The sequence below is a fragment of the Haloarcula halobia genome (assembly GCF_029338255.1).
Lineage (GTDB): Archaea > Halobacteriota > Halobacteria > Halobacteriales > Haloarculaceae > Haloarcula > Haloarcula halobia.
Genome location: NZ_CP119787.1, coordinates 816,328 through 840,635 on the forward strand (window position 1 = coordinate 816,328; position 24,308 = coordinate 840,635).

At 69.3% G+C, this 24,308-nt stretch carries 24 protein-coding genes; 16 read left to right on the plus strand and 8 right to left on the minus strand.

The genetic code is table 11. From position 1 onward, the window contains the following. Positions 1–30 precede the first annotated feature (30 nt). Together P1K88_RS04320 and glpR are read left to right on the plus strand one after the other, a co-directional pair. Complete coding sequence (locus P1K88_RS04320; RefSeq protein WP_276412828.1) at positions 31–837, plus strand: class I fructose-bisphosphate aldolase; 807 nt, start codon at positions 31–33, stop codon at positions 835–837. A gap of 101 nt (positions 838–938) precedes the next feature. After that, a complete protein-coding gene (gene glpR, locus P1K88_RS04325; RefSeq protein WP_276412830.1) occupies positions 939–1,709 on the plus strand; it encodes an HTH-type transcriptional regulator GlpR in 771 nt (256 codons plus the stop codon). A gap of 67 nt (positions 1,710–1,776) precedes the next feature. On the opposite strand, the gene pdxA is transcribed toward glpR, so the two are convergent. Both pdxA and P1K88_RS04335 read right to left on the minus strand, forming a co-directional pair. Continuing rightward, entirely contained in the window at positions 1,777–2,772 is a 996-nt protein-coding gene (gene pdxA / locus P1K88_RS04330; protein WP_276412831.1) for a 4-hydroxythreonine-4-phosphate dehydrogenase PdxA, read from the minus strand. Continuing rightward, positions 2,732–4,033, minus strand: coding sequence for a four-carbon acid sugar kinase family protein (locus P1K88_RS04335; RefSeq protein ID WP_276412832.1), 1,302 nt, complete (start codon positions 4,031–4,033; stop codon positions 2,732–2,734). Before P1K88_RS04335 ends, pdxA begins: the two co-directional genes overlap by 41 nt. Positions 4,034–4,495: 462 nt before the next feature. On the opposite strand from P1K88_RS04335, the gene P1K88_RS04340 reads away from it, so the two are divergent. After that, complete coding sequence (locus P1K88_RS04340) at positions 4,496–4,756, plus strand: HalOD1 output domain-containing protein (protein WP_276412833.1); 261 nt, start codon at positions 4,496–4,498, stop codon at positions 4,754–4,756. A 55-nt stretch (positions 4,757–4,811) separates the two neighbouring features. Here P1K88_RS04340 and P1K88_RS04345 read toward each other — a convergent pair whose 3' ends face one another. Then, complete coding sequence (locus P1K88_RS04345; RefSeq protein ID WP_276412834.1) at positions 4,812–5,939, minus strand: PfkB family carbohydrate kinase; 1,128 nt, start codon at positions 5,937–5,939, stop codon at positions 4,812–4,814. A gap of 630 nt (positions 5,940–6,569) precedes the next feature. Here P1K88_RS04345 and P1K88_RS04350 point away from each other — a divergent pair. The 9 genes from P1K88_RS04350 to P1K88_RS04390 all read left to right on the plus strand — a co-directional run bounded on the left by P1K88_RS04350 (position 6,570) and on the right by P1K88_RS04390 (position 16,532). Next, entirely contained in the window at positions 6,570–8,117 is a 1,548-nt protein-coding gene (locus tag P1K88_RS04350) for a PAS domain S-box protein (protein ID WP_276412836.1), read from the plus strand. A 102-nt stretch (positions 8,118–8,219) separates the two neighbouring features. Next, positions 8,220–8,657 carry a TrbC/VirB2 family protein gene (locus P1K88_RS04355; protein ID WP_276412837.1) on the plus strand — a complete coding sequence of 146 codons (438 nt, stop codon included), beginning with the start codon at positions 8,220–8,222 and terminating at the stop codon, positions 8,655–8,657. Positions 8,658–8,678: 21 nt separating this feature from the next. Beyond that, positions 8,679–8,966 (plus strand): hypothetical protein, encoded by a 288-nt coding sequence (locus tag P1K88_RS04360; protein WP_276412838.1) that lies wholly within the window; start codon positions 8,679–8,681, stop codon positions 8,964–8,966. A 120-nt stretch (positions 8,967–9,086) separates the two neighbouring features. Further along, complete coding sequence (locus P1K88_RS04365) at positions 9,087–10,253, plus strand: PstS family phosphate ABC transporter substrate-binding protein (RefSeq protein ID WP_276412839.1); 1,167 nt, start codon at positions 9,087–9,089, stop codon at positions 10,251–10,253. 122 nt (positions 10,254–10,375) lie between these two features. Beyond that, entirely contained in the window at positions 10,376–11,494 is a 1,119-nt protein-coding gene (pstC, locus tag P1K88_RS04370; RefSeq protein WP_276412840.1) for a phosphate ABC transporter permease subunit PstC, read from the plus strand. After that, complete coding sequence (gene pstA / locus P1K88_RS04375) at positions 11,491–14,142, plus strand: phosphate ABC transporter permease PstA (protein ID WP_276412842.1); 2,652 nt, start codon at positions 11,491–11,493, stop codon at positions 14,140–14,142. Before pstC ends, pstA begins: the two co-directional genes overlap by 4 nt. Next, complete coding sequence (pstB, locus tag P1K88_RS04380; RefSeq protein ID WP_276412844.1) at positions 14,135–15,046, plus strand: phosphate ABC transporter ATP-binding protein PstB; 912 nt, start codon at positions 14,135–14,137, stop codon at positions 15,044–15,046. Before pstA ends, pstB begins: the two co-directional genes overlap by 8 nt. A gap of 5 nt (positions 15,047–15,051) precedes the next feature. Further along, positions 15,052–15,726 carry a phosphate signaling complex protein PhoU gene (phoU, locus tag P1K88_RS04385; protein ID WP_276412846.1) on the plus strand — a complete coding sequence of 225 codons (675 nt, stop codon included), beginning with the start codon at positions 15,052–15,054 and terminating at the stop codon, positions 15,724–15,726. Positions 15,727–15,785: 59 nt separating this feature from the next. After that, a complete protein-coding gene (locus tag P1K88_RS04390; RefSeq protein ID WP_276412848.1) occupies positions 15,786–16,532 on the plus strand; it encodes an MBL fold metallo-hydrolase in 747 nt (248 codons plus the stop codon). Between the two features lie 6 nt (positions 16,533–16,538). On the opposite strand, the gene P1K88_RS04395 is transcribed toward P1K88_RS04390, so the two are convergent. Together P1K88_RS04395 and P1K88_RS04400 are read right to left on the minus strand one after the other, a co-directional pair. Beyond that, positions 16,539–17,834: an eIF2B alpha/beta/delta subunit family protein gene (locus tag P1K88_RS04395; protein ID WP_276412850.1), complete on the minus strand. Its 1,296-nt coding sequence runs from the start codon at positions 17,832–17,834 to the stop codon at positions 16,539–16,541. A gap of 37 nt (positions 17,835–17,871) precedes the next feature. After that, positions 17,872–18,975: an aminotransferase class V-fold PLP-dependent enzyme gene (locus tag P1K88_RS04400; protein ID WP_276412851.1), complete on the minus strand. Its 1,104-nt coding sequence runs from the start codon at positions 18,973–18,975 to the stop codon at positions 17,872–17,874. 135 nt (positions 18,976–19,110) lie between these two features. On the opposite strand from P1K88_RS04400, the gene P1K88_RS04405 reads away from it, so the two are divergent. From P1K88_RS04405 to P1K88_RS04415, 3 genes are read left to right on the plus strand one after another with little or no spacing between them, the layout of a single operon-like run. After that, entirely contained in the window at positions 19,111–20,181 is a 1,071-nt protein-coding gene (locus tag P1K88_RS04405; protein ID WP_276412853.1) for a metal ABC transporter substrate-binding protein, read from the plus strand. Continuing rightward, positions 20,178–20,924 carry a metal ABC transporter ATP-binding protein gene (locus P1K88_RS04410; RefSeq protein WP_276412855.1) on the plus strand — a complete coding sequence of 249 codons (747 nt, stop codon included), beginning with the start codon at positions 20,178–20,180 and terminating at the stop codon, positions 20,922–20,924. Before P1K88_RS04405 ends, P1K88_RS04410 begins: the two co-directional genes overlap by 4 nt. Next, complete coding sequence (locus P1K88_RS04415) at positions 20,924–21,931, plus strand: metal ABC transporter permease (protein WP_276412857.1); 1,008 nt, start codon at positions 20,924–20,926, stop codon at positions 21,929–21,931. Before P1K88_RS04410 ends, P1K88_RS04415 begins: the two co-directional genes overlap by 1 nt. Before the next feature lie 5 nt (positions 21,932–21,936). Here the strand turns inward: P1K88_RS04415 and P1K88_RS04420 are convergent, their stop codons facing one another. Genes P1K88_RS04420 through P1K88_RS04430 form a run of 3 tightly spaced genes read right to left on the minus strand, consistent with a single transcriptional unit; the run spans position 21,937 to position 23,784 of the window. Then, positions 21,937–22,284 carry a fluoride efflux transporter FluC gene (locus tag P1K88_RS04420; protein WP_276412859.1) on the minus strand — a complete coding sequence of 116 codons (348 nt, stop codon included), beginning with the start codon at positions 22,282–22,284 and terminating at the stop codon, positions 21,937–21,939. Continuing rightward, on the minus strand, positions 22,281–22,676 hold the full coding sequence (locus tag P1K88_RS04425) for a CrcB family protein (protein ID WP_276412861.1): 396 nt from the start codon (positions 22,674–22,676) through the stop codon (positions 22,281–22,283). The genes P1K88_RS04420 and P1K88_RS04425 overlap by 4 nt, the downstream gene beginning before the upstream one ends. Before the next feature lie 28 nt (positions 22,677–22,704). After that, positions 22,705–23,784, minus strand: a complete 1,080-nt coding sequence (locus P1K88_RS04430) for an ATP-binding protein (protein WP_276412864.1) — start codon at positions 23,782–23,784, stop codon at positions 22,705–22,707. Between the two features lie 76 nt (positions 23,785–23,860). Between P1K88_RS04430 and P1K88_RS04435 the strand changes: the two genes are divergently transcribed. After that, on the plus strand, positions 23,861–24,304 hold the full coding sequence (locus P1K88_RS04435; RefSeq protein WP_276412865.1) for a DUF7382 domain-containing protein: 444 nt from the start codon (positions 23,861–23,863) through the stop codon (positions 24,302–24,304). The last annotated feature ends 4 nt before the right edge of the window (positions 24,305–24,308 follow it).

Below are 24,308 nucleotides of genomic sequence, written 5' to 3' on the forward strand. Positions count from 1 at the left end.
CGTGGCCTTACAGAGGACTAGCTGAAGCCAATGAGCACACAGCAACTCCTCGACACCCCGTCGGGGAACGCAGTCGTCGTAGCGCTCGATCACGGACTCAGCCTCGGTGCACCTGACGGATTCAAGAACCCGGTAGAGACCATCGACAAGGTCCTGGCGGGACAGCCGGACGGCGTCCTCGTCGGGCCACACATGGCCCGTCACTACCAGGACCGCTTCGAGGAGGCGGACGTCGACATCGTCGTCACCGCCGACGTCGTGACGTGGTCGACCAGCCCCGGTCGGGACCACGACAAGGACCTCTGGACGCCGGCGTTCGACGCCGAGTTCCTCGCCGAGCTCGACCCCGTCGGCGTCAAGACGGTGCTCGTGTTCGGCCGCGACGACACCGAGACGTTCCGCCGGAACGTCGAGTACATCGCCGAACTCGCCGAGGACCTGCGTGGCACCGGCATCCCGCTGGTCGTCGAACCGGTCATGTGGGGCCGACGCGTCCCGGAGAAACTGGAGACGGACGTCGACTTCGTCGAGGACGCGATGCGCATGGGCTGGGAGTTCGGCGCGGACATCCTCAAGGCGCCCTACACCGGCAGCGTCGAGACGTTCGAACCGCTCGTCGAGAACTCCCCGGTCCCCGTGATGATCCTGGGCGGCCCGGCCACCGGCACGACCCGGGCGATGCTCGAGTCCGTCGAGGGTGCCATGGAGTCCGGCGCTCGCGGCCTGATGATCGGCCGCACCATCTGGAAGTCCGCGGACCCCGAACGGACCGTCGCCGCGCTCAACGAGATCGTCCACGATGGGGCGTCCGTCGACGAGGTCTGGGACGACGCGTAATCGCCGACCGACGCGGGCGAGACACGTAAATACCAGTCGGCGTTACACGGAGGTATGCCAGCCACACCGTCCCACCCACGCGCGCCCGGAGGTGCTGTCCCATGACGACCCCGGAGAAGCGTCGTCGGTCCATCACCGAGCTGGTCACGAAACACGGTGGGCTCTCCGTCGAGGAACTGGCCGACCACCTCGACGTCTCCGAGTCGACGATCCGACGTGACCTCCGTGACTTAGACGACCGGAACCTCGTCGAGCGAACGCACGGCGGGGTCGTGCCCACGACGGACGTGGGCATCGAGCGGTCGTTCGATCGCCGCCTCATCCAGCACTTAGAGCGCAAGCAGGCCATCGCCGATCGGGCCGTCGAGGAGATCTCGGAGGGTCACGTCGTCTACTACGACGCGGGGACGACGACGATGCAGGTCGCGAAGGCCGCGCCGGGCGGCCGGTCGACCATCGCCGTCACCAGCTCGCCCCTGTTGCTCCTCGAACTGGCGAAGGCAGAGGGGACGGTGAAGATGACCGGCGGCGAGTACCGCAACGAGACGAAGGCCCTCGTCGGGCCGACGACCGAGGAGTACATCCGCAACTCCAACTTCGACCTGGCGTTCATCGGCGTCAACGGCATCGAGGCCGACGGTATGCTCTCGGCACCGAACGAGTCCGAGGCGAAGATAAAGCGCCTGGTCGTCGAGCACTCGGCACGGGCCGTCGTCGTCACCATCGCCGAGAAGTTCGGCGAGCAGAGCTTCCGTCGCTTCGGGTCGATAGACGACGTCGACCTCCTCGTGACCGACGAACGCGTCCCCGACGAGTACCGCGACCTCTTCGAGGAGACCCAGCTCGTCGAGGGCGTCTTCGAGGGCGGGTGAGGCGCCGGGACGGGACGCCGACCCGCACTGGCGCCGGGACGGGACGCCGACCCGCACTGGCCCCGGCTTACCGGGCGAGTCTGACGGCCGTCGACACCGCGTCGATCATGCTCTGTTCGGAGGCGACGCCCTCGCCGGCGATGTCGAAGGCGGTGCCGTGGTCGACGCTGGTCCGGATGATGGGCAGGCCGATGGTGACGTTGACGCCGCTCACGGCGTCCCCGTCGCCGGTGAACCCGAGCATCTTGATGGGGATGTGGCCCTGGTCGTGGTACATCGAGACGACGCAGTCGAACTCGCCCGAGGCGGCCCGGACGTACACCGTGTCCGGCGGGAGCGGCCCGGTCACGTCGACGCCGGTCTCGGCGACCTGTTCGACGGCCGGTTCGATGGTCTCGGCCTCCTCGTCGCCGAGGAGGCCGCCGTCGCTCGCGTGGGGGTTCAGCCCCGCGACGGCGACCGACGGGTCGTCGATGCCCAGATCGCGCAGCGCCTCGTCCGTGACGGCGATGGTCGAGGCGACGTCGTCGACCTCGAGGTCGCAGGCCTCCCGCAGCGGGACGTGCGTGCTGACGTGGGTGACGGTCAGGTCGTCCTCGATGAGCATCATCGAGTAGTCGTCGGTGCCGGTGTGGTCCGCGAGCATCCCCGTGTGGCCCGCGTACTCGCTGCCGGCCATCTTCGTCGCCTGCTTGTTGATGGGGGCGGTGGTCATCGCGTCGATGGCACCGGCCTGTGCCAGCTCGATCGCGCGCTCGATGTACTCGAGGCTCGCCTCGCCGTTGGCCTCCGAGAGTTCGCCGTACTCGTGGTCGGCCACGTTATCGAGGTCGATGACCGGCACGACGCCGGGGTCGGCCGTCGCGTCGCGCGGGTCGTCGACGCGACGGACCTCGAGGTCGGGGGCGAACCGGTCGACGGCGTCTTCCACGACGGTCGCGTCCCCGATGACGACGACGGTGGCGTCCGCCACGAGCGTCGGGTACGATTTGACGATGACTTCGCTGCCGATACCCGCAGGGTCACCCATGGTGACGCCGACGGTGATGCTTCGATCGCTCATCGGCTTGACCCAGACGAGCGAGGGACTTAATGATTGCCTGCTCGCCGCCGAACCCGCCCGCTTTCGTCACGACGGCCGTCCCGTCCGCGACGCCACCCTCGACGGTCGCCAGCGGGACGCCCGGCGCGATCCCCTCGCCGGCCATGCGGAGCCGCTTCGCGTCGAGCTCCTCGAAGACGGTCCGTGCCGTCGCGCCGCCGGTCAGGAAGAGGTTCGGCGCCCGCCCCTCGTCGACGACACCGGCCGCGGCCGCGGCGAGCGCCTCGGCGACCCGTCGGCGTACCGCCGCGCCGTCGACGGCCGCGTGCTCGCCGGCGGCCATCGCCCGGTCGACGTCGGCGCGCCGCTCGGCACTCGAGAGCAGGACCGTCCCGTGGTCGTCGAGAGCGGCGCGGCCGCGGGCCGCCAGGTCGGCCCCCGCTCCCGCCGGATCGGTGACCGCATCCGCCACGGCGAGCTGTCGTCGCAGCGCTGCCGGGATGACCTCGAGCTGTGCGAGCGTCTCCGGAGCGACGCTCCCCGAGACGCCCACCACCGTCCGGTCCCGGTCGACGTCGATGCCCGCACCGGACGGCGCGCCCGGGACGGTGATGTGGCGGGCGAGCCCGCCGCTGCCGACGTACAGACACCGCTCGGGCAGCGCCTCGGCCGCCGCGGCGAGTGCCTCGAGGTGCCGGTCCGTCACGGCGTCACAGGTCACGACGACCGGCCCGTCGGCCCCGGCCAGCGGTTCCAGTGTGTCGCGGACGGCGTCCGTTCCGTGCGCGACGGTCTCGACACCGACCGCTTCGACGGGATAGGGACTCTCGGCGAAGAGCTCGGGGAGCGCGTCGTGTGTCGGCGGCCGCTCCCCGTCGTCGCCGGGCGGCGACTCGGTCACCAGTCGCCCGTCGACGAGGTGGTAGCCGCTCGCAGTCAGGCGACCGTTGCCCGGGAACGCCGGTGCGACGAGGACGAGCGCGGGGTCGATCGCCCGCGTCGCGGCCTCGACCTCCGCACGGACGTTCCCGCGGAGGGTCGAGTCGACTTTCTTGTAGACGACGGCTGGGTCGTGGGCGTCGAGGACAGCACGCACGCGCTCGGCAGCGAGCGCCGGGTCCACGTACCGCGAGTCGGTGTTGGAGACGACGACGTCGCCGCCGGCCGGCGTCGCACGCTCCGGACCGACGACGACCCGGGTGTCGTAGTCGCGTGTCGCGAACTCGTGGCCGGCGTCGCAGCTCCCGGTCAGGTCGTCCGCGAGCACGAGACAGCGGGTCATCGGACACCTCCCCGGCGGCGCTCGTCTCGGACGTGGTGTACTAACATCTGCCAATCCATGGTACCCATGGCGGGTCCTCCGTAAAGAAACATTCGCTCGGGTTCTCTTAGGTCGGCGAGAGGCGAAACGGTAAACACTGGCAGCGCGGTCCTGGGCGCATCAATGGCGTTCTGCTGTTCGAAGCCATCCTGCTTCACACTCTCGTCCGGCGGTTCCGGAGCCGGCTGATGGCGGACCTCTGAACCGCTCTCGGTCTGGCGCGGCTTTGCAGCGACCCGGAGCAGACCGTCTCGACGCGGTTCCCGGCTCTGTCGCGGCGCTCCTTCCGTCCCGGTCGGTGATGTGGACGGTACCCGAGAGACGGCCGGCACCGCTCCCGACTACCGTTCTCGCTACCTCGCCCCGACCTGTTACCGTGCACGATATATTTATATAGACAGTTGTGGAACTCCACGTAGGTCAATGACAACGAGTGACGGGCGCGACGGGTCACCGCCCCTGCGACGCTCCGTCCTGGAGGCGGTGGTACAGCACGTCGGCGAGCGCACGGGCCGGCGGCCGACGGACCTGCCGCCGCTGTACGAGGCGGTCGACCTGGGTGTCCTCGAGGTTCTCGTCGCATCCGCCCGGCAAAACGGGACGCCGCTATCCGTTCGATTCGCCTATGCCGGCCACGAAGTCACGGTCGACCAGGGCGGTGCCGTCCGCTGTACGCCCCGGTAGGCGCGCGTTGCCAGTGCCGTGCCTGCTCACGGGCGCGACCGATAGCAGTTGCGTGCTACGCGAACTGCTCGCCGTAGTTCGTGACGGCCGCGGCGACGTCGTCGTAGGTCGGCGTCTCGCCGGTCCGCACGAACTCCCGCGCGAGGGCGTTGCCCATGACGACGGCGGCGTCCTCGGGCAGTCCCTCGACGAGGCCCAGCGACAGGCCCGCGTTGAAGTGGTCGCCGGCGCTGGTGGTCAACGCCGGCGACTCGACGGGCGTGACCTGGACGCTCGTCGTCCCGTCGTCGCTGACGACGACGGACTCGCTCACGCTGTGGCCGACGAACCGGTCGACCGAGAGGGAGTCGAACGCCACGCGCGCGTCCGCGAGAAGTTCCTCGCCGTCGTGCGCGCCGAGGACGGACGCGAGCTCCTTGGTCTCGTAGCGGTTCGCCGAGACGGTCACCTCGACGTCCGAGGCCAGGCGGCGCGTCGCCGCGACGATGGACTCGAGCACCGCGTGGTCTATCTCCCGGATGTTCGCCGGGTCGAGCAGGACGTGTTCCGGCGGGGCCGACAGCGCCGGGAAGACCTGCTCGCGGAGGCCGTCGAGGATGCCGGGGAGTTCCGGGATCACCGCCCAGTAGCCGACGCCGAGCAGTTTCGCCCCGTCCAGTTCCTCGATGAGCGTGTCGACGCCGACGCGGTCGGTGATGGTCGCCCAGTCCAGCGTCGCGGCACCGCCGCTCTCCATCAGCATGAGCTTCCCGTCGTCGAACTCGATGGCGTCCGTGATGCCGGGGTCGCCCAGGGAGTAGATGGTACAGTCCGCGAACTCCGCCGCGAAGAGGTCCCGCACCGGGTCGCCACACATCCCGACCAGCGTCGGGTCGAACCCGAGGGTGTCGTACGCGCGCGAGAGGTGGCTGACGTGCCCCCCGGTTCGCTGCCCGTGGCGCTCCCACGAGATGGCCAGCGAGCTGTCGGCGGCCGCCGAGGTTACGATCTGCTCGCCGAACTCGCTCAGCGTCGTGATGCGCTCGCTCTCGGAGGCGCCGGCGTTCGTCCCGGCCTGCCGGACGTTGTCGACGTAGCCGTCGAAGCCAAAGACCACGTCGCCGCCGCTCGGTTCGGCCGGCAGATGGTCCTGGCACGCGGCCACTGCCTCGCGCGTCTGGTCGTCCGGGAAGTCAGGCGACATTCGTCTCACATCCAGGGGCCGCCGTCGGTCGTCCGCCCTGTGCACCGGCTGTCCGTGTCCCCCGCTCGACTGGACGCCGCGGTGTCCAGCGACGACTGTCCGATCGGGTCGACTGGAGTACCGCGGGTACCCGAGACGCTGCTGACAGGCTCATGTGTCTGGCTACCGGCGGGGATGACATAAATGCTGAGGAGACGCGCTATCGACGCGCTCGGAAAATAATTCTATATTTCGTCAATATGAAATTATAAAAGAAGTTTTTAATACATAACTGCGAATTATATAGCGATATTGCACTCTAATATATCCAAACTACTAAAGTAAGATGAAAATATCAAATCACGGGTTGATATTGCCAATTATGCATGCATACTCCTAAAATAAAGATCTAAAGTTGGGGGTATCTCCCCCTCCCTTCTGGGTAGGGCGTTGGGAAAAGACGGCAGATTCGACCGCTATTCGGACGATTCCCAGACGATACCGTCCCCCCAGCGGTCGGTGATGGCGCTCGAGACGTCCCCATCCCGCGGACTTGCAGACTCGGAAAACCGGCGCCCGTTTATATACCGCTTCGAGGGGGAATCGCTAGGCTGGGGCGTCGTGACCGCCCCGACGCCGTCGGTGATACCCATGTTCGACTCAGGCACGACCGAGTTACCGATTCCGGAGTACAGCCGGACGGACGACCGAGGGCGATCGCGGTACGCCGGCCTGCTGGGTGGCGCCGGCCTGCTGCTGGCGGCGTTCCAGGTTCCCCACCTCGTCGCCGACGTCGTCGAGGGGATGGGGGTGGCGGCGCTCCTGTCCGGAGCCGTCTTCCCCTTCCTGCTGGCTATCAGCATCGCAGCGGCGGGGTACTGGTGCTGGTGGCGGGAGGTCCCCTCGTCCCAGATGCGGCGTATCGACGGCTGGTTCGTCCTCGGGACTGTCGGGATGACCGTCGTCAGCGGGGCAATGGTCGTCTATCAACTGCTGGAGGGGGCCCAGTTACAACACATCCCCTTCGTCCTGCTCAACTTCGCCACGGCGGGTGGTCTTGGCGGCATCGTGGTCGGGTGGTACGACGCTCAGAACCGCCGACGCCGTGCGCAGCTCCGAGTGTTCCGGGAGGTCGTCGAGCACGGCGGCCACGCCATCTGTCTGACCGACCCGTCGGGCACCATCGAGTACGTGAACCCGGAGTTCGAAGCACAGACCGGCTACGACGCCGCGACGGCGGTGGGACAGACCCCGGCCATCCTGCGGTCCGGGGCGCAAGACGACGCGTTCTACGCGGATCTGTGGGAGACGATTCTCGCCGGCGAGGTCTGGCACGGCGAGCTGGTCAACGAACGCAGGGACGGGACTCGCTATCACGTCAACCAGACCATCGCGCCCATCACGGACGACGGCGGCGACATCGCTCACTTCGTCGCGATAAACCAGGACGTCACGGCCCGGAAAGAGTACGAGGCCGAGCTGGAGCGACAGAACGAGCGCCTCGACGAGTTCGCCAGCGTCGTCTCCCACGACCTCCGGAACCCGCTGAGCGTGGCGTCGGGGCAGCTCGAACTCGAGCGGATGGACCGCGAGAGCGAGCACCTGGCGGTGGCGGCCAGCGCCCTCGAACGCATGGAGCGTCTCATCGACGACATGCTCACGCTGGCACGACAGGGCGAGACGGTCGGCGAGACGGACGCGGTGTCGCTCCGTTCGGTCGTCGAGGCCGCCTGGAAGCAGGTCGAGACGCCGGACGCGAACCTCGTCGTGGAGACGGACCTGACCGTCGCGGCCGACGCCCGTCGCGTCCAGCAGCTGTTCGAGAACCTCTTTCGCAACAGCGTGGAACACGGGACCCCGCCGAGTCGGTCGGGGAGTGACGGCGACCCCGTGGCCGACCACACGAACGGGGCCGTCCAGGCAGTCGACGCCGCGGCCGAGCTGACCGTGACCGTCGGCGACGTCGACGGCGGGTTCTTCGTCGCGGACACCGGCCCGGGGCTACCCGACGACGCCCGGGACCGCATCTTCGAGTCGGGATACTCCACGAGCCACGACGGCACGGGGCTGGGGCTGTCTATCGTCCGGCGAATCGCCGACGCGCACGGCTGGACGGTCACGGCGACGAACGGGGCCGACGGAGGCGCGCGTTTCGAGATTCGCGACGTCGAGCCCGCCCAGCCCCCGGAGACGGTATAGGACAGCCCACACCGCCGGAGCTGATACTTAAGCGTTCGTGGCGTCTTGCTGGGCCGACAAGCCGTCGCGTCGCTCACGTTCCCCCAGGGGCTACATCCGCGTATGTCCCGCAACGAAGCCGAGAGGCAGGACAGTCGTGGCTGGCCGTCAGTGGCGTCGCTGGCTGCAGGGGGTGGCGCGCTCGTCGTCCTCCTGGCCGCCGCGGACCCGGCGCTCGCCTCGAGTTCGAGTGGGGCCAGCGGTGGCACCACCGTCGTACACAGCGTCCTGGAGGTGCTCCAGCTGCTTGTCGGGGCCGGGACGGTGGCCGTCGCGTTCGTCGGACTCGACGCGATGCGTGGCGGGCACATGGAGTGGGCGTTCTACGCGCTCACCGCGGGCGTCGTCACGTTCCTGGCCCAGCGGCTCTACCACTCCATCCACGAGTTCGGCGTCCTCCCGGCACTGCCGGGTCTGCTCACCCAGTCGCTGTTCCTGGTCGGGACGGCGTTGCTGGGGCTCGGGTTCGTTCAGGTGTACCGCGTCATGCAACCACGGTGAATCCCGCGCCTGCACGGACCAATGGCCAGCCCAAACACGAAAGCGTACTACGCGCTCGTCGAGGACATCGTCGTCGACCAGAAGGCCGTCTGGGGGACGGTCGCCGTCGACATCGCCGACTCGGTGCCCGGCCTCGTCGTCGACACCGGCACCATCTGGATCAACGGCCACGAGACGGAGGTCGTCGGGGCGCTCGCACGGGCGTACGTCGACCGCTTCGGCCGCGCGGCCGCCGAGTCGCTGCGCGACGTCGCCGAGGACTACCAGGACGAGGTCGACCTCCCACCGGTCCTGGAACGGGGGGAGTGAGTGCCACCGACGCGAGTTGTCCCCATTGGCTATATATAATTGAAAATACTATATAGTGGATATACCTGACCGTATCCATATTATAAACCCGTTTAATACACCGTCCCCGTCTATCTGGTGATGGCGCACGACTCAGACCGTCTTTCAGACCGCGTATCGCGGCGCAAGTTCATCGCGACGACCGGAGCGGCCGGCGTCGCAACCGTCGCTGGCTGTTCCAGCGGCGACGGCGGCTCCGGCGGTAGTTCCGATGGCAGCTCCGACGGTAGCTCCGAGGAGACAGAGGCGCCGGAGACCGAGGCATCGACCGACAGCTCCGACGACTCGGGCAGCTCCTCCGGGAGCATCTCCCCGCTGGAATCCGGCGGCTCGTCGACGGTCTACCCCATCATGAACACGGCCGCGTCCTACTGGAACGCGAACCGGCCGGCCTCCGACTCCGAGTACTGGCCCCACGGCGAGTACGACATCGACACGGACCTGAACCTGGCCGACTACTGGGGCAGCCTCTACGGCTTCGAGCCGGGCGGGGACGGCGACCCGCCGTTCCAGTTCACCGTCGGTCTGTCCCACTCCGGGACCGGCGTCGAGAAGGTCATGAACGGCCAGCACGACATCGGCAACTCCTCCGGGAACGTCGAGGACGAGCTCCCGGACCGCGACTCCTACGACAGTTTCATCGACCACGTCGTCGGTGTGGACGGTCAGCCGCTGGTCGTCTCCCAGGAGATCGCCGACGCCGGCCTCGAGAAGATCACCGGCCAGCAGCTCAAGGACCTCTACAAGGGTCGAATCGACAACTGGCAGGAGATCGACAGCAGCCTCCCGGACCGCGAAGTGCAGGTCCTCGCCCGCGTCAAGGGCTCGGGTACTCGAACGTCCTTCGTGAGCAACGTCTTCGGCAACCCCGAAGAGGACACCTCGGTCGCCAACCGCTACGGGCAGAACCAGCGCCTCGCCCAGGCCATCGCGCAGGCCGACAACGCGATTTCCTACCTCGCGCTCGCGTTCATCAACACGAACGGTCTCGCACCCGTCGCCCTCGAGTGGGAGGGCACGACCTACGCCTACCAGGACGACCAGAACGGCCTGGACTCGAAGGCGTACCCGCTCTCGCGTGACCTCCACTGCTACACGTGGGAGGGCACCTCGAAGAAGGAGGCCGCCGTCATCAACATGGTCCTCTCTGACTTCGGGCAGGACACCTTCGTCTCGCCGAACAACTACTTCGCACTCGGCAAACGCCGACAGGAAGAGCAGATGGCGAAGCTCCCTGACCAGGTCTAAGCGCAACCGCTTTGGCCCCTCCCGGGCCATCCGCGTGTCGGTCTGTGCCCGCAAGACGAACTCCCGCCGAACCAAATACAGTGAACTTTTGATACCGTGAACGTTTGGTACTACACGAAATGATGGACGAGGTCAGGGGAACGGCACGCGAGACGATACTCGGCGGAGACGCATCTGATGGGTCGTTACTGGCCGTCGGTGCCTCTGCGGTGACGCTGGTCGCGTTACTTCTGGCCTTCCTCTTTCGGCCGGTCTTCGCCATCCCGGTGTTCGGGGCGTTCGTCTTCGTGACCGCTATCGGTTGGACGACGTATCAGGCTGAAATCGCCCGACTGCTCACACTGCTGGCGACCGTATTGACGGTGCTGACGGTCGCGTTTATCACCATCTTCCTCTTTTTGAGTGCGCTTCCTGCCTTCCTCGAACACGGCCTCGGGCTCGTGCTCATCCCCGAGAAGAACGGGCAGGCGCGCTGGTTCTTCTGGCTCGAGACGGTCCTGCCGAGCGACTCGACGTTCTGGAACCCCCTCAGTGGGGCCTACTCGCTGATTCCGATGATCTGGGGGACCGTCCTGGTGACCATCATCGCTGGCGCCGTCGCGGGGCCGCTCGGTATCTTCGGCGCGCTCTTCATCGCCGAAGTCGCCAGCGACGGGTTGCGCGAGGTCGTCAAGCCCGGCGTCGAGATCCTCGCCGGCATCCCCTCCATCGTCTACGGGTTCATCGGCTTCCAGGTCCTCAACAGCTTCATCCAGGTCAACTTCCTCGACGACGGGGCCAGCTTCCTCATCGCCGGGATCGTCGTCGGCATCATGGCGCTGCCGACTGTCGTCTCGGTCGGCGAGGACGCCCTGTCGAGCGTCCCGAGTGCGATGGGTGACGGCTCGATCGCCATGGGCGCGACAGAGTGGCAGACGATGAAGAGCATCTCCATCCCCGCCGCCTTCTCGGGCATCTCCGCGGGGATCATCCTGGGGCTCGGCCGGGCCATCGGCGAGACGATGGCCGTCGCCGCCATCATGGCCTCGGGGACCACGTTCGCCGACCCGCTCTTCGACATCTTCGACGCGAACGCGACCCTCACGAGCCTCATCGCGACGCAGTACGGGAGCGCCTCCGAGAGCACCATCGACGTGCTCTTCGTCGCCGGCGTCATGCTGTTCGTCATCGTCGCCGGCATGAGCATCGTCTCCCAGTACATCGAACAGCAGATGGAAGCGAAACTGAAGGGGCAACAATGAGCGACGCGTACGCATCGGAGAACACGCTGGTCAGTGCCGAATCGAACGTCTACGACAGGGGCGTCGATGCCGCCATCTCACTCACCATCGTCGGCTTCGCCGTCGCCCTGCTCTCGCTGGTCAACATCGTCGCGCTCGACGCGAGCGGGACCATCCTCGGGGGGTTCTTCCTGACGCTGCTGGCCGTCGTCGTCGGCGGCGTCGGCATCGTCGGCCTCGCCTCCTACACGAACGTCGTCCCCGTGACCTCACAGCGCGTCCGTGGCATCGGCTTCGGACTGCTCGTCACGACGCTCGCCCTGACCGTCCTCGCCTACGGACTGGGCGTCTCGCTGGCGACGTTGCTGGGCCTCGTCCTGGTCTTCGAGGCCGTAGCCGTCGCGACCGCCGGCGTCGTCTCGCGCCTGGAACTCGTCGACACGGAACCGAACATGAGCGCCGGCCTGCTCGCCGGGGGCGCCTACGGCGTCATCGGCCTCGCCATCGGCGGGGCGCTCGGCGGGGCGCTCGTCGGCTTCGAGTCGATACTCTGGCCGGTCGTCTCGCTCGCCGCCGGGGCGGCGATGGCGGCACTCGCCATCTTCCCGCGCGAGGACCTCGGGTCGACGCTGCCGACGGCCCTCGTCGTCGGCTTGCTCGGCGCGGTGATCGCCACGTCGGTGCTCGGCGTCTCCTGGCAGTGGAACCCGGAAACCCTCTCCGGTGGCTTCACCGGGACCGCGATGGTTCCCGTCTTCGTGCTGTTCTCCTCGGTGCTCGCTGCCTGGTCGGCCGCGAAGGCCCGCGCGGGCTTCGGTGCCCGCGGTCGGGAGTACGGCGCGTTCCTCGTCATCAACCTGAACGCGTTCCTGATGCTCGCCGTCATGGCCACCATCGTGGTGTTCGTGACGGTGAAAGGCGTCGGCTTCGCGTTCCACGGCCTCTCGATCGGCGCGCTGGCCGCCCTCGTCCTCCTCTCGCCGCTCTTGGTCGGGGCACTCCATATCGCCCGCACACCCGCGGGGACCAGCGAGTGGCACAGTGGGGCCCGGCAGGTCCTGCGGCTCCTCCCGCTCGCGGCGGTCGGTTCCGTCGCCGCCGTCCTCCTCTCGGTGCTCGTCACGGGCAACGCGCTCGCCTACGAGTTTGTCTACTTCGTGCTCGTCAACCGGGCCGAGAAACCGCTCGACACCGCTGTCGCGGTGACGCCGGAAACGACCGTCGGTTCGCTGGTGCTCGTCGGTCCGGCGCTCCTGCTCTTCGTCTACTTCTTCCGCCGCTACGGCTCGCTTCGAGGGGTCGGCAGTCGCTTCGACCGCGCCGAACTGACCCGCCGGGCCGTCCCCGCGGCGGTGTTCGCCGTCGCGGCGCTCGTCTTCGTCTTCCTGGTCGGTGGTCCGACGCCGCTCGGCCTCCCGCTCGGGGCGACGGTCGGAACGGCCGCCGTCTACCTGGGCGCGCTCGCGGCCGGCGGCCTGGCCGTGCTCCCGCTGGCCGGCGTCCTCGTCGGCGACGGCGACCTCGGCGCCCGCGCCCAGGACCGGGCCCAGCTGTTCACGCTGGGCGTCTTCGGCGGCCTCGCGCTGCTGACTTCCGTCCTCTTCCTCCAGCCGGTCGCCCAGGTCGCTCCGAGTCTCGGCCCGGTCAACGCCGTGCCGGCGATGGGGCTGCTCGGCGCCGCCGGGTCGCTCGCGACGGCCGCGCTCACGGTCTTCGCCCGGCGGAACAGCGACGAGACGCTCCGCCGGCGGCTGCTCGCCGAGGAGACGCGCCTCGCGCTCGCGGGGGCGTCCGGATTCCTCGCGCTGGTCGGCCTGCACGTGGCCGTCACCGGCGTCCCGCTGTTCGTCGTGGGCCTCGCCGTCGCCAACGCCGGGTCGTTCGCCTGGCCGATGGTGATGCAGGCGTACATCCCGCTGGGCGCGGAACCCGGCGGCATCATGCCGGCCATCGTCGGCACGGTGTGGCTGGTCGTCGGCGCGACGCTCTTTGCCGTCCCGCTCGGGCTGGGGGCCGCCGTGTTCCTCACCGAGTACGCCGAGCAGGGTCGGTTCACCGCGCTCGTCGAGGTCGCCACGAACGCACTCTGGAGTACGCCGAGCATCGTCTTCGGCCTGTTCGGCGCCGCGTTCCTCATCCCGCGCATCGGCGGCGACGAGTCGCTGCTGGCCGGGATGCTCGTGCTTGGCTTCATGCTCCTGCCGCTGGTGCTCATCACCTCGCGGGAGGCCATCAAGGCCGTCCCCGACGAGTACCGCGACGCCAGCGCGGCACTGGGTGTGACCCAGTGGGAGACCATCCGCAGCGTGGTCATCCCGGCGGCGATGCCCGGCGTCATCACCGGCGTCATCCTCGGGGTCGGCCGCATCGCCGGCGAGACGGCCCCGCTCATCCTGGTGCTGGGCTCGACGCTCAACGCCACCGAGTCGGCCCAGGTCATCCAGGGCTTCCGCTTCATGGCGGAACCCCCGTTCGTGGCCAACGAGGCGCTGCTCTCGGCCTCGGCCTCGCTGCCGACGCAGGTGTGGGCCGTCATCGCGGCCGGCGTCAGCGGATCGCCCTCGATGGGGTGGGCGACGGCCTTCATCCTGCTGATGGTGGTGCTGACGTTCTACGCCGTCGGTATCGTCGCCCGGACCTACTTCAGGAGGAAACTGAACTATGAGTGATTCAATGACAGACACCGAACCCGCGAGCACCGCGAGCCAGACGACCACGACGACCGCCGGCGAGACCGACGAGGAGGTCCGCGCGGAGTGGACCGACTACCGCTTCGACGGGCAGGCGAAGCTCTCCGTCGAGAATCTCAACGTCTGGTACGGGGACGACCACGCCATCAAGGATGTCTCGATGGACATCCCCGAAAACAGCGTCACGGCGCTCATCGGCCCCTCGGGCTGCGGGAAGTCGACCTTCCTGCGGTGTCTCAACCGGATGAACGACCGCATCAAGGCCGCGCGCATCGAGGGCTCGGTCGAACTGGACGACATGGAGATATACGACTCGAACGCCAACCTCGTGGAACTGCGCAAGCGCGTCGGGATGGTCTTCCAGTCGCCCAACCCGTTCCCCAAGTCCATCCGGGACAACATCTCCTACGGCCCGCGCAAGCACGGCGACATCAACAAGGGCCTGCTCGCACGCCTGTTCGGGCGCGACGACACGGCCGAGGAGACCGAACTCGTCGAGCGTTCGCTGAAGCAGGCCGCGCTGTGGGACGAGGTCAGCGACCGGCTTGACGACAACGCACTGGGGCTCTCCGGTGGCCAGCAGCAACGCCTCTGTATCGCCCGGGCGCTGGCGACCGACCCCGAGGTCATCCTGATGGACGAGCCGGCGTCGGCGCTGGACCCCATCGCCACCTCGAAGATAGAGGACCTCGTCACCGAGCTCGCCGAGGACTACACCGTCGTCATCGTCACGCACAACATGCAGCAGGCGGCCCGCATCTCCGACCAGACCGCCGTCTTCCTCACCGGCGGCGAACTGGTCGAGTACGACGACACGGACAAGATATTCGAGAACCCGGCGAGTCAGCGGGTCGAGGACTACGTCACCGGCAAGTTCGGGTAAGCACGATGCCACGAGAGCCCTACCAGGCGACCCTTTCGGACCTCCAGGAAGACGTGCTCGCGATGGGCTCGCTCGTCGCCGACCGGCTGGAGATGGCGCTCGACAGTCTGGCGTCCGGTGACGAGGACCTCGCTCGTCGCGTGATCGAGGGCGACGACGAAGTGAACGACCTGTATCTCTCCCTCGAGGACCGCTGTATCGACCTCTTTGCCCTCCAGCAGCCCGTCGCGAGCGACCTCCGGCTGGTGGCCGCCTCGTTCAAGATACTCACCGATATCGAGCGTATCGGCGACCTCGCGACGAACCTCGCTGGCTACGCGACGGCCGCGAACGCGGGCCTCGTCCCCGAGGTGGCCATCGACGACATCGGCCGCGACGCCCTCGGGGCGTTCGAGCGGAGTCTGGACGCCTACGCCGACGAGGACGCCGAGGCGTGTCGGGCTATCGCCGCCGCCGACGACGACCTCGACGCGCTCTGTCAGTCCGCGAGCGAGACGGTCGCGCGTGACCTCATCGAGCGCGAGGCCGACGACGACCTCTGGTCGGTCGAGCAGCTTCTCGACGACGTCTCTCGCGTCCTCCTGACCATTCGCGACCTCGAACGGGTGGGCGACCACGCGGTCAACATCGCCGCCCGCACCCTCTATATGACCGAGTCGAGCACCGAACTCATCTACTGACCGACCGCCTGCGCCCCGAAACCGCCGACTTATTCCTGTCCCCTCGCGTAGGTGGTCCAATGACCGTTCGGCACGACGGCCTCACCGTCAGGTGGCTCGGGTACGCGACGCTCCGACTCGCCGGGGCGGACTCGGTCGTCTATCTGGATCCCGGCCGCTACGGGGTGCTGACCGGGGAGTGGGAGCCCGACGACGAGTCGCTGGGCCACCCACCGTCGCGGGACTACCGCCCCGAGGACGGCGACGTCGTCTGTGTCTCGCACGTCCACCACTACGACCCGGACGGCATCGAACGGGTCGCGAGCGACGACGCGACAGTCGTCGCCTTCGAGGGTATCGAGGGACGCGACGTCGAACGCGACCTCGACCCGATACTCGACCTTCCCTACGACGTCCGGGAGGTCGGGATGAAAGACCAGGTCACCGTCGGCGACGTGCCGGTGTGGACGACGCCGGCGTACAACGAACCCGACGGCCCCCACACCCGACCCGACGGCACGCCGTACCACCCGGAGGGCTTTGGCTGTGGCTTCCTGGTCGACGTCGAGGGGACCCGCGTCTTCTGGCCGGGCGACACCGACGTGTTGCCGGGCCACCGGACCGTCGACGTCTCGCTGTTCTGTCCCCCTATCGGCCAGCGCTTCACGATGGACGCGAGGGAGGCGGCGGCGCTGGCGGCGACCATCCGGCCGGACCTCGTGTTGCCGGTCCACTACAACACCTTCTCGACGCTCCGGGCCGACTCGCGGGCGTTCGCCGCCGACGTGGCACAGGCGGGGGTCCCCGTCGTCCTCGACGAGCAGTGACCGGACTCACCCGCGCCAGGCCGCCCACTCGCGGTGGGCCGCGGCGACGATCGCCACGTCCGCGCCGTCCAGTTCGCCCTGCTCGGTGAGGACCCCCGTCACCGCGTCGGCCGGCGTCACGTCGAAGGTCGGGTTCGCCACCGCGAGGTCGGCGTCGCCGTCGTACACCTCGCCGGCACCGCGCGGTTCCAGGTCGTAGTCGGCCGTCGCCGCCACCTTGTCGCTGGCGGCCACGACGTAGACGTCGATGCCGTCGTGGGCGGCCGCAAGCGCGGCCGCCCGGGTCCCGGCCTTGTTGACCACGTGGCCGTCCGGGAGGACCCGGTCGGCGCCGACGAGCAGCGCGCCGGCGTCCCAGTCGGCGAGTTCGAAGGCGAACGCGGCGTCCGTGGTCAGCGTCACGTCGTGGCCGTCGGCCAGCGACGCGGCGACGCCGACGCCCTCGCCGCCCGGCCGGGACTCGGCGACCAGGACGCCCTCGGTGTCGGCCCGGCGAATCGCGTCCGCGACGGTCCCCGACCGGGAGAGCGTCGCCACCCTGTCGGGCAGTCGCTCGGCGGCCAGCGTGGCGGCGTCGGCGTCGGCCTCGATCGACTGCTCGATAGCCCCCGTCGCGGCGTGTTCGAGGGCGGCGAGGGTACGCTCGTCGCTGGCGGCGACCACGGCCCGGTTCACGCGGTTCGCGACGACGGCCATCGACGGACGGGCGTCCAGCAGGCGCCCGGCCAGGTCGGTCAGGGCCGCCCAGTCGTCGCCGGTCCGCTCTGCGGTCTCCAGGTCGTCCCAGTGCCCCGCGACCGCCAGGGCGGCCTCGTCTCGGAGCACCTCGAGCGCGCGCAGCGAGAGCCAGGCCGACCCGTGGGCCGTGTCGTCGCGGACCGTCGCGACGCGGGGCCGCACCCGGTCGTAGGAGGTCCACAGGCGCGGGACCGTCTCGCGGCGGCGTATCTCGGGCGGGGCGACCCACGCGACCTCGGTCGTCTCCTCGTTCGTCGTCACGGCCCGCGAGGCACAGTCGAAGAGGAACGGGTGGACGACCCACCGGGTCCCGCGCCCTTCGTCCGCGACCGGGAACGCCTCGCCGGCGCGCACGAGCGTCACCGCGTGGGCCAGCCCGACCTCCTCGGCGATCTCGGCGCGCGCGGCCGTCTCCGGGTCGCGGTCGCGTCCCGCGTCGTCGGCGACGTGGCCCGCGACCCCACCCCACTGGCCCCGGTAGGACCCGACGGCGTCGCTCCGGCACAGGAGCAGTACCTCGCCCGCGTTCCGCAGGAAGCAGGTGACGACGTGCCGTTCGTCCATACTCGACCGTCGCGCGCCCGGACAATGAGCGTGGGGGCTACACCCGCTCGAGCAGGGCGTCGACGTCCTCGCGGGTGTTGAACACGTGGACCGACGCGCGGACGACGTCGGGGTGGGGCAGCGACCGGGCGACGATGCCGTCCTCGGCGAGGCGCTCGACGGTCGCCGCGGGGTCCTCGGCAGTAAACGAGACGAGGCCGGATTCGTACTCCCGTGGGCTCACCAGACGGTCGCCCAGTCCCGCCTTGAGCCGGTCGGTCAGGTCGGCGACGCGGGACTGGACGGTGTCGAGACCGACCGCCTCGATGGTCTCGATTGCCTCGGCCAGCGCGGCGTACGGGGCGGGCTGGGTCGTCCCGACCTCGAAGCGGCGGGCGCCCGCGTGGTAGGTGTAGTCGGGCGCGGTGGGGTCGGTGACGCTCCGGTAGCCGATGCGGCGCGGGCGCAACCGGTCGTGGGCCGCGGGGTCGACGTAGAGGACGCCGCTGCCCCACACCCCCAGCAGCCACTTGTGGCCCGCCATCGCGACGAAGTCCGCGCCCCACTCGGTGACGTCGACCGGGTGCTGGCCGAGCGACTGGACGGCGTCGACGAGCACCTGCGCGCCGGCGTCGTGGGCGATATCGACCACCTCGCCGACCGGCAGGCGCGTCCCGTGGGTCCAGGTGAGCGAGCTCAGCGAGACCAGGCGCGCGTCGGCCACCGTCGCCTTCACCTCGTCTATGTCCAGCCGGCCGTCCTCGGTCTCTATGACCCGCACCTCCACGTCGTGCGTGTCGGCCAGGCGGTCCCACGGGAGCGTCCCGGCGGGGTGTTCCAGGTCGGTCCGGACGACCACGTCGCCCGGTTGCCAGTCGATGGCACAGGCCACGAGGTTGACCCCGTCGGCCGTGCTCCGGGTCAGCGCGACGTCTTCGGGGGCGGCGCCGACGTGGCCCGCGACGACCTCCCGGGCGGCGGCCAGCTCGCTCCAGGCGACGTCGTAGGGCCCCTGCCCGGCCGGGGCCTCGAAGGCGTGATGCTCCAGGAAGTCGGTCGCGGCACCCACCACGTTGCGGGGACTCGGGCCGCTCGCGCCCGTGTTGAAGTACGTACACCGCTCCAGTGCCGGTATCGACGCGCGGAGTTCCGCTGGGTCCATACGCCACGTACGGGCACCGGCGTCTTGAGGACTGTGCCACCGACGGCGAGGCTCCTGCCGGGACGGTGGATTAGATCAGTCTAATCTCATACTTAGAGCAGAACTATTAATTACTTCGCCGTAGTCTATCAGGCAATGACGACTCCCGATACGCGGTCCGGACCCGACAGACGACTCTCGCGCCGACAGGCACTCGCCGCCGGCGGCTCGCTGCTCGCCGGCGCCGTCGCCGGCTGTGTCGGCGACAGCTCCGGTGGCGGGCGGACGACGAGCGACGAGTCGGGCCCCGTCGCCGTCGCCTCCTTTTTCAGCTTCTACGATTTCGCCCGGACGATCGCACGCGACACGCCAATCGAGGTGCGCAACCTCGTCCCGACGGGCCTGCACGGGCACGGCTGGGAGCCCAACGCGAGCATCACGCGCGACATCATCGAGGCGGACGCGTTCATCCACGTCGGGCCGGACTTCCAGCCGTGGGCCGACCGCGCCATCCAGACGCTCGAGGACGACGACGCCGAGACCATGACCATCAACGTCCGCGAGGGCGTCGAACTGGTCGACCTGGCGGCGAGTCTGGACCCCGAGGAGGAGGGTGTCGGTGAGGGCCGCGGGAAGGACCCGCACTTCTGGCTCGACCCGCTGCGCGCGAAGCAGTCCGTCGACAACATCACCGCGGGACTGGTCGAACTCGCGCCCGACCACGAGGCGACGCTGCGCGAGAACGCCGCGACGTACAAGTCGGACGTGCTCGACCGTATCGACGCCGACTACCGGCGCATCTTCGAGGCCGCCGACCGCGACGTCGTCCAGCTGGCGGCTCACAACGCCTTCCAGTACGTCGGTGTGAGGTACGGCGTCCGGATGCGCCCGCTCGTCGTCAACCTCGCCGCCAGCGGCGACGTCCGCCCGTCGGACATCACCGAGGCAAAGCGGGTCATCGACGAGAACGACATCCGCTACATCGGCGCGGCCGTCTTCGAGACGCGCCGACCGGCCCAGCAGCTGCTGGCCGAGACGGCCGTCGAGGCCTACTACCCCGTCACGCCCTACGCGGGCGTCCGCGAGGACTGGGTCGAGCGTGGCTGGGGGTACGAGGACATCGCCGACAACGTCAACATGCCCACCTTCGAGGTCGTCCTGGGCAACACGGCGCCCGAGGATGTCGGCATCGACGGCTGGAACGAACGGTGGCGGAACTTCGAATGACCGACCCCGACGCTCCGGTCGCCGAACTCGACGGCGTGTCCTTTGGCTACACGGCCACGCCCGTCGTCGAGGACGTCTCGCTGCGCATCGATCCGGGCGAGTACGTCGCCGTCGTCGGCCCGAACGGCTCCGGGAAGTCGACCCTGATGCGATTGCTGCTCGGCCTGAAACGGCCGGATTCGGGAGATGCGCGGCTGTTCGGCGAGCCGGCCCACCGGTTCGACGACGGGGCGCGCATCGGCTACGTCGCCCAGGAGGCCAGCGCCTCGAAGGAGATGCCCATCACGGTCCGGGAGGTCGTGAAGATGGGGCGGTTCCCCCACGTCGGGTTCGGGCGCCTCTCGAAAGACGACGCCCGCATCGTCGACCGGGCGCTCGAGACCGTCGGGATGGCCGCCTTCGCCGACCGCCGGGTGACCCAGCTCTCGGGCGGGCAGCGCCAGCGGACCTTTATCGCCCGGGCGCTCGCCGGCGAGGCGGACCTGCTCGTGCTGGACGAACCGACCGTCGGCGTCGACGCCGAGTCGGTCGCGGCGTTCTACGACCTGCTGGACTCGCTGCACGACGACGGTATCACCATCCTGCTCATCGAACACGACCTGCGCGCGGTCACGGACCACGCCGAGCGGGTGGTCTGTCTCAACCGCGAGGTCTACTTCGACGGGCCCACCGCCGAGTTCGTCGACAGCGACGCGCTGGCCCGCGCGTTCGGCACGGCGATGGCCGTCGGCGGTGATGCCTGATGAGCCTCCTGCTCGTCGCACTCCAGTCGAGCCCGCTCGATTCGGTCCTCTGGCCCCTGTACCTGCTGCTGGAGCTGTGGACGGACCTGCTGTTCTGGGTCGCCGGCGTGACGGGGCTGGAGCTGCTCCAGTACCGCTTCATGCACCGCGCCATCCTCGTCGGGCTCTGCATCGGCGTGATGGCGCCGCTCATCGGGACCTTCCTGGTCCACCGGCAACTGGCGCTCATCGGCGACGCGCTCGCCCACACCGCCTTCGCGGGCGTCGCCGTCGGCCTCTTTCTCAACGGCGTCTTCAGCCTCGGCGTCTCGCCGTATCTGACGGCCGTGGTCGTCGCGATGCTGGCGGCGCTGCTCATCGAACTCATCTCCGAGGCGACCGACGCCTACAACGACGTCTCGATGGCCATCGTCCTCTCGACGGGGTTCGCGCTGGGGACCGTCCTCATCAGCCTCAACGCCGGCGGGTTGGCGGTCGGCATCAACCAGTTCCTCTTTGGCAACCTCTCGACGGTGTCGATGGAGAACGCCGCCATCCTGCTCGTCCTCTTTACCGTCATCGTCGTGACCGTCGCGGTCACCCGCAACCAGCTGCTCTATGTCACCTTCGACGAGACGGCCGCGGCCGTCTCCGGGCTCTCGGTCGGCTGGTACAACCGCATCATGGTGATGCTCACCGCGCTGGTCGTCGTCGGCGCGATGCAGATCATGGGCGTCATCCTGGTCGCCGCGATGCTGGTCGTCCCCGTCGCCGGCGCGGCCCAGGTCTCCCGCAGCTTCTCCCAGTCACTGCTGGTCTCGGTCGTCCTCGCCGAACTCGCGGTCCTGCTGGGCATCGGCGTCTCGTACTACGGCGGGGCGACAGCCGGGGGCGTCATCGTCCTCGTGGCCGTCGCAATCTACGTCCTCGCCGTGGTCGTCGGGAAGGTACAGACGGCCGTCGGCGACGATTCGGTCGCCGAGGTCGGGCACATCTCCGCCGAGGACGCGGATTCGACCGCCGACTGACTCTCCTACCACAGGACGACGGCGATTGCCCCGCCGGCTGTGACCCCGACCAGCGCCGCGAGCAGCGTCCCGCTGGCGTACAGGCCCGCCGCCCGCGGGTGGCCGAGTTCGGCCAGGCGAACCGTCTCGAAGGCGAACGACGAGAACGTCGTGAACGCGCCACAGAACCCCGTCCCGACGACCAGCAGGGCACTCTCGTCGATCGGTGTGGCGACCAGCGCGCCCAGCAGGACGCTCCCGAGGACGTTCACAGCCAGCGTGTCGGCCCGGTCGCGTTCCAGGCGTGTGCCCACGAGGTGGCGTCCGAGCGCGCCCGCGACGCCGCCCGCCCCGACCAGTAGCAGGGGGTTCACGACAGCCACCTCGCGACGAGTCGGCCTCCGACGACGGCAAGGAAGGCCAGCGCGTAGTTCGCGGCGACGTTCCCGACCGCCAAGGCCGGCGCCAGGTCGCTGGTCTGGACGGCGAAGGTGCTGTAGGTGGTAAACGAGGAGAGAAAGCCCGTCCCGAGCACCAGCCGGGTCTCCGCCGACAGCGTGTCGGCCAGGTGGGCCTCGTACAGCAGGACCCCCAGCGCGAAGCTCCCCAGGACGTTGACGGCCAGCGTCCCGACGACGGCACCCTCGACTACCCCCAGGCCGGGTGCCGAGACCGACACCGCGTGGCGCAGGACGGCCCCCACGAACCCGCCGACGGCCACGAGCAAGAGCGGTTCGGCCCGCGAGAGGGTGTGTGACTCGCTCATTGCTGGGGACACAGCCGCGCGGTATTCGTCAGTTGCGGTCGGTCGCCGCTCGGGCCGACGGGCGGCCGTCACCGTCGGTGAGTGCGGACGCGCAGGGACTCTCGCCCTCGTGTGGGGTCTCGCGCTCGCGAACCCGGACGGTGTGCGCCGATTCGGTGGCGTCGTCGACGACCAGCGCCGTCCCCGTCTCCGCCGGCAGACCCGCCGATAGGCCCTCGGCCAGGTAGGTCGGTCGCGCCGCTGCCAGCGCGTCGAGGTCCGCCCGACTCGTCAGGTGGTGCGCGACCAGCAGGTCGGCCTGCGAGACGGCGACGGCCGGGAGCGCGCTGGGTCGCTGCGTCGCCAGCCAGCAGCTGACGCCGGGCTGGCGCCCTCTGGTGACCAGGCGCCGGAGTGGGCGGGCCGCGGCACCGTCGGTGAACGCGTGGGCCTCGTCGACGAGCAGCCAGGGCAAACGGTCGGTGGCATCGGCGACCCGGGCGTCGTAGAGGACGGTGGCGACGGCCGCGAGGACCGCGCCGGCCGGGCCGCTGTGGAGGCCGGTCAGGTCCAGGACGGTCACCTCGTCGGCACACAGCCCCCCGGCGCCCAGCCCGTCGGGGTCGAAGACGTCCCAGGACGCCGCCAGGTCGAGGTGGTTCGCCGCCGCCCGGCGAGCGGACGGGGCGGCGTCGCTCGCGGAGACCCACTCCCGCATCGCCGCGAGCGTCGCACACTCGCTGGCGGCCTGCCAGACGAGCGCGCCGGCGCCGCCGTCGGGCGCCAGGTCGAGGACGGTACACCACTGGCGTGGGCCGAGGCTGTCTGCCCGAACCTGCGGGTCGACCCGGCGTGCCTCGATGTGCGGCTCCGCGCCGGCGAGCCCGCCGAAGGCGCCCATCGGGTCGGCGACTACCGGCGTCACCCCCTCGGCCGCGGCCAGCCCCTCCAGCAGGACCCCGAGCGTGTAGGACTTTCCGGTGCCGCGCTTGCCGACGACCAGTCCCAGGTGTGGCCGGTCGACGTCGAGTGTTACGCGTGCCCCGTGACTTCCGTCTCGCGCCCGGTACCGCCCCAGCGGGGCGACCGGCCCGTCCCCGCGTCCCGTCTCGCGTCCGATGACGACCATAGGGGGGCCTGGTCCCGTCCCGATACTTGAATCTCCGTCCGAGGGTTCAAGTAGGAACCCGGGCCCAGACCGGTCCATGTTCGAGGCGCTGTGGCGCGACGACCGCGCCATCGAGGGACTGCCCATCAGACTGGTCATCGCGCTCGTCGTCGGCGTGGCCTGCCTGAGCGTGATGATGAGCACCATCTCCGGGATGGAGACGCTACAGGTCACCGAGGTCGACGTCGAACCCGTTCCGGAGGTGACCTCGCCGGGGTCACAGAACGTGACCGTCACCGTCGTCGACCCCGACGGGGGACCGGTCGCCGGGGCGACGGTGGTCGCAAAGAGCGGGACGGCGTCGCTCTCGGGGGTATCGACGGCCGAGACGAACGCCACCGGGACGGCGACGCTCGCGCTGTCGCCCACGCTGGAGAAGAACCAGGGCGAGGGAACCGTCAGGTTCGACGTGAAACCGCCCGCGGGGAGCAACTACCGGGACGACCGGTCGAACACGGCGCTCCTGGTGGTCCGGTCGTGACCGG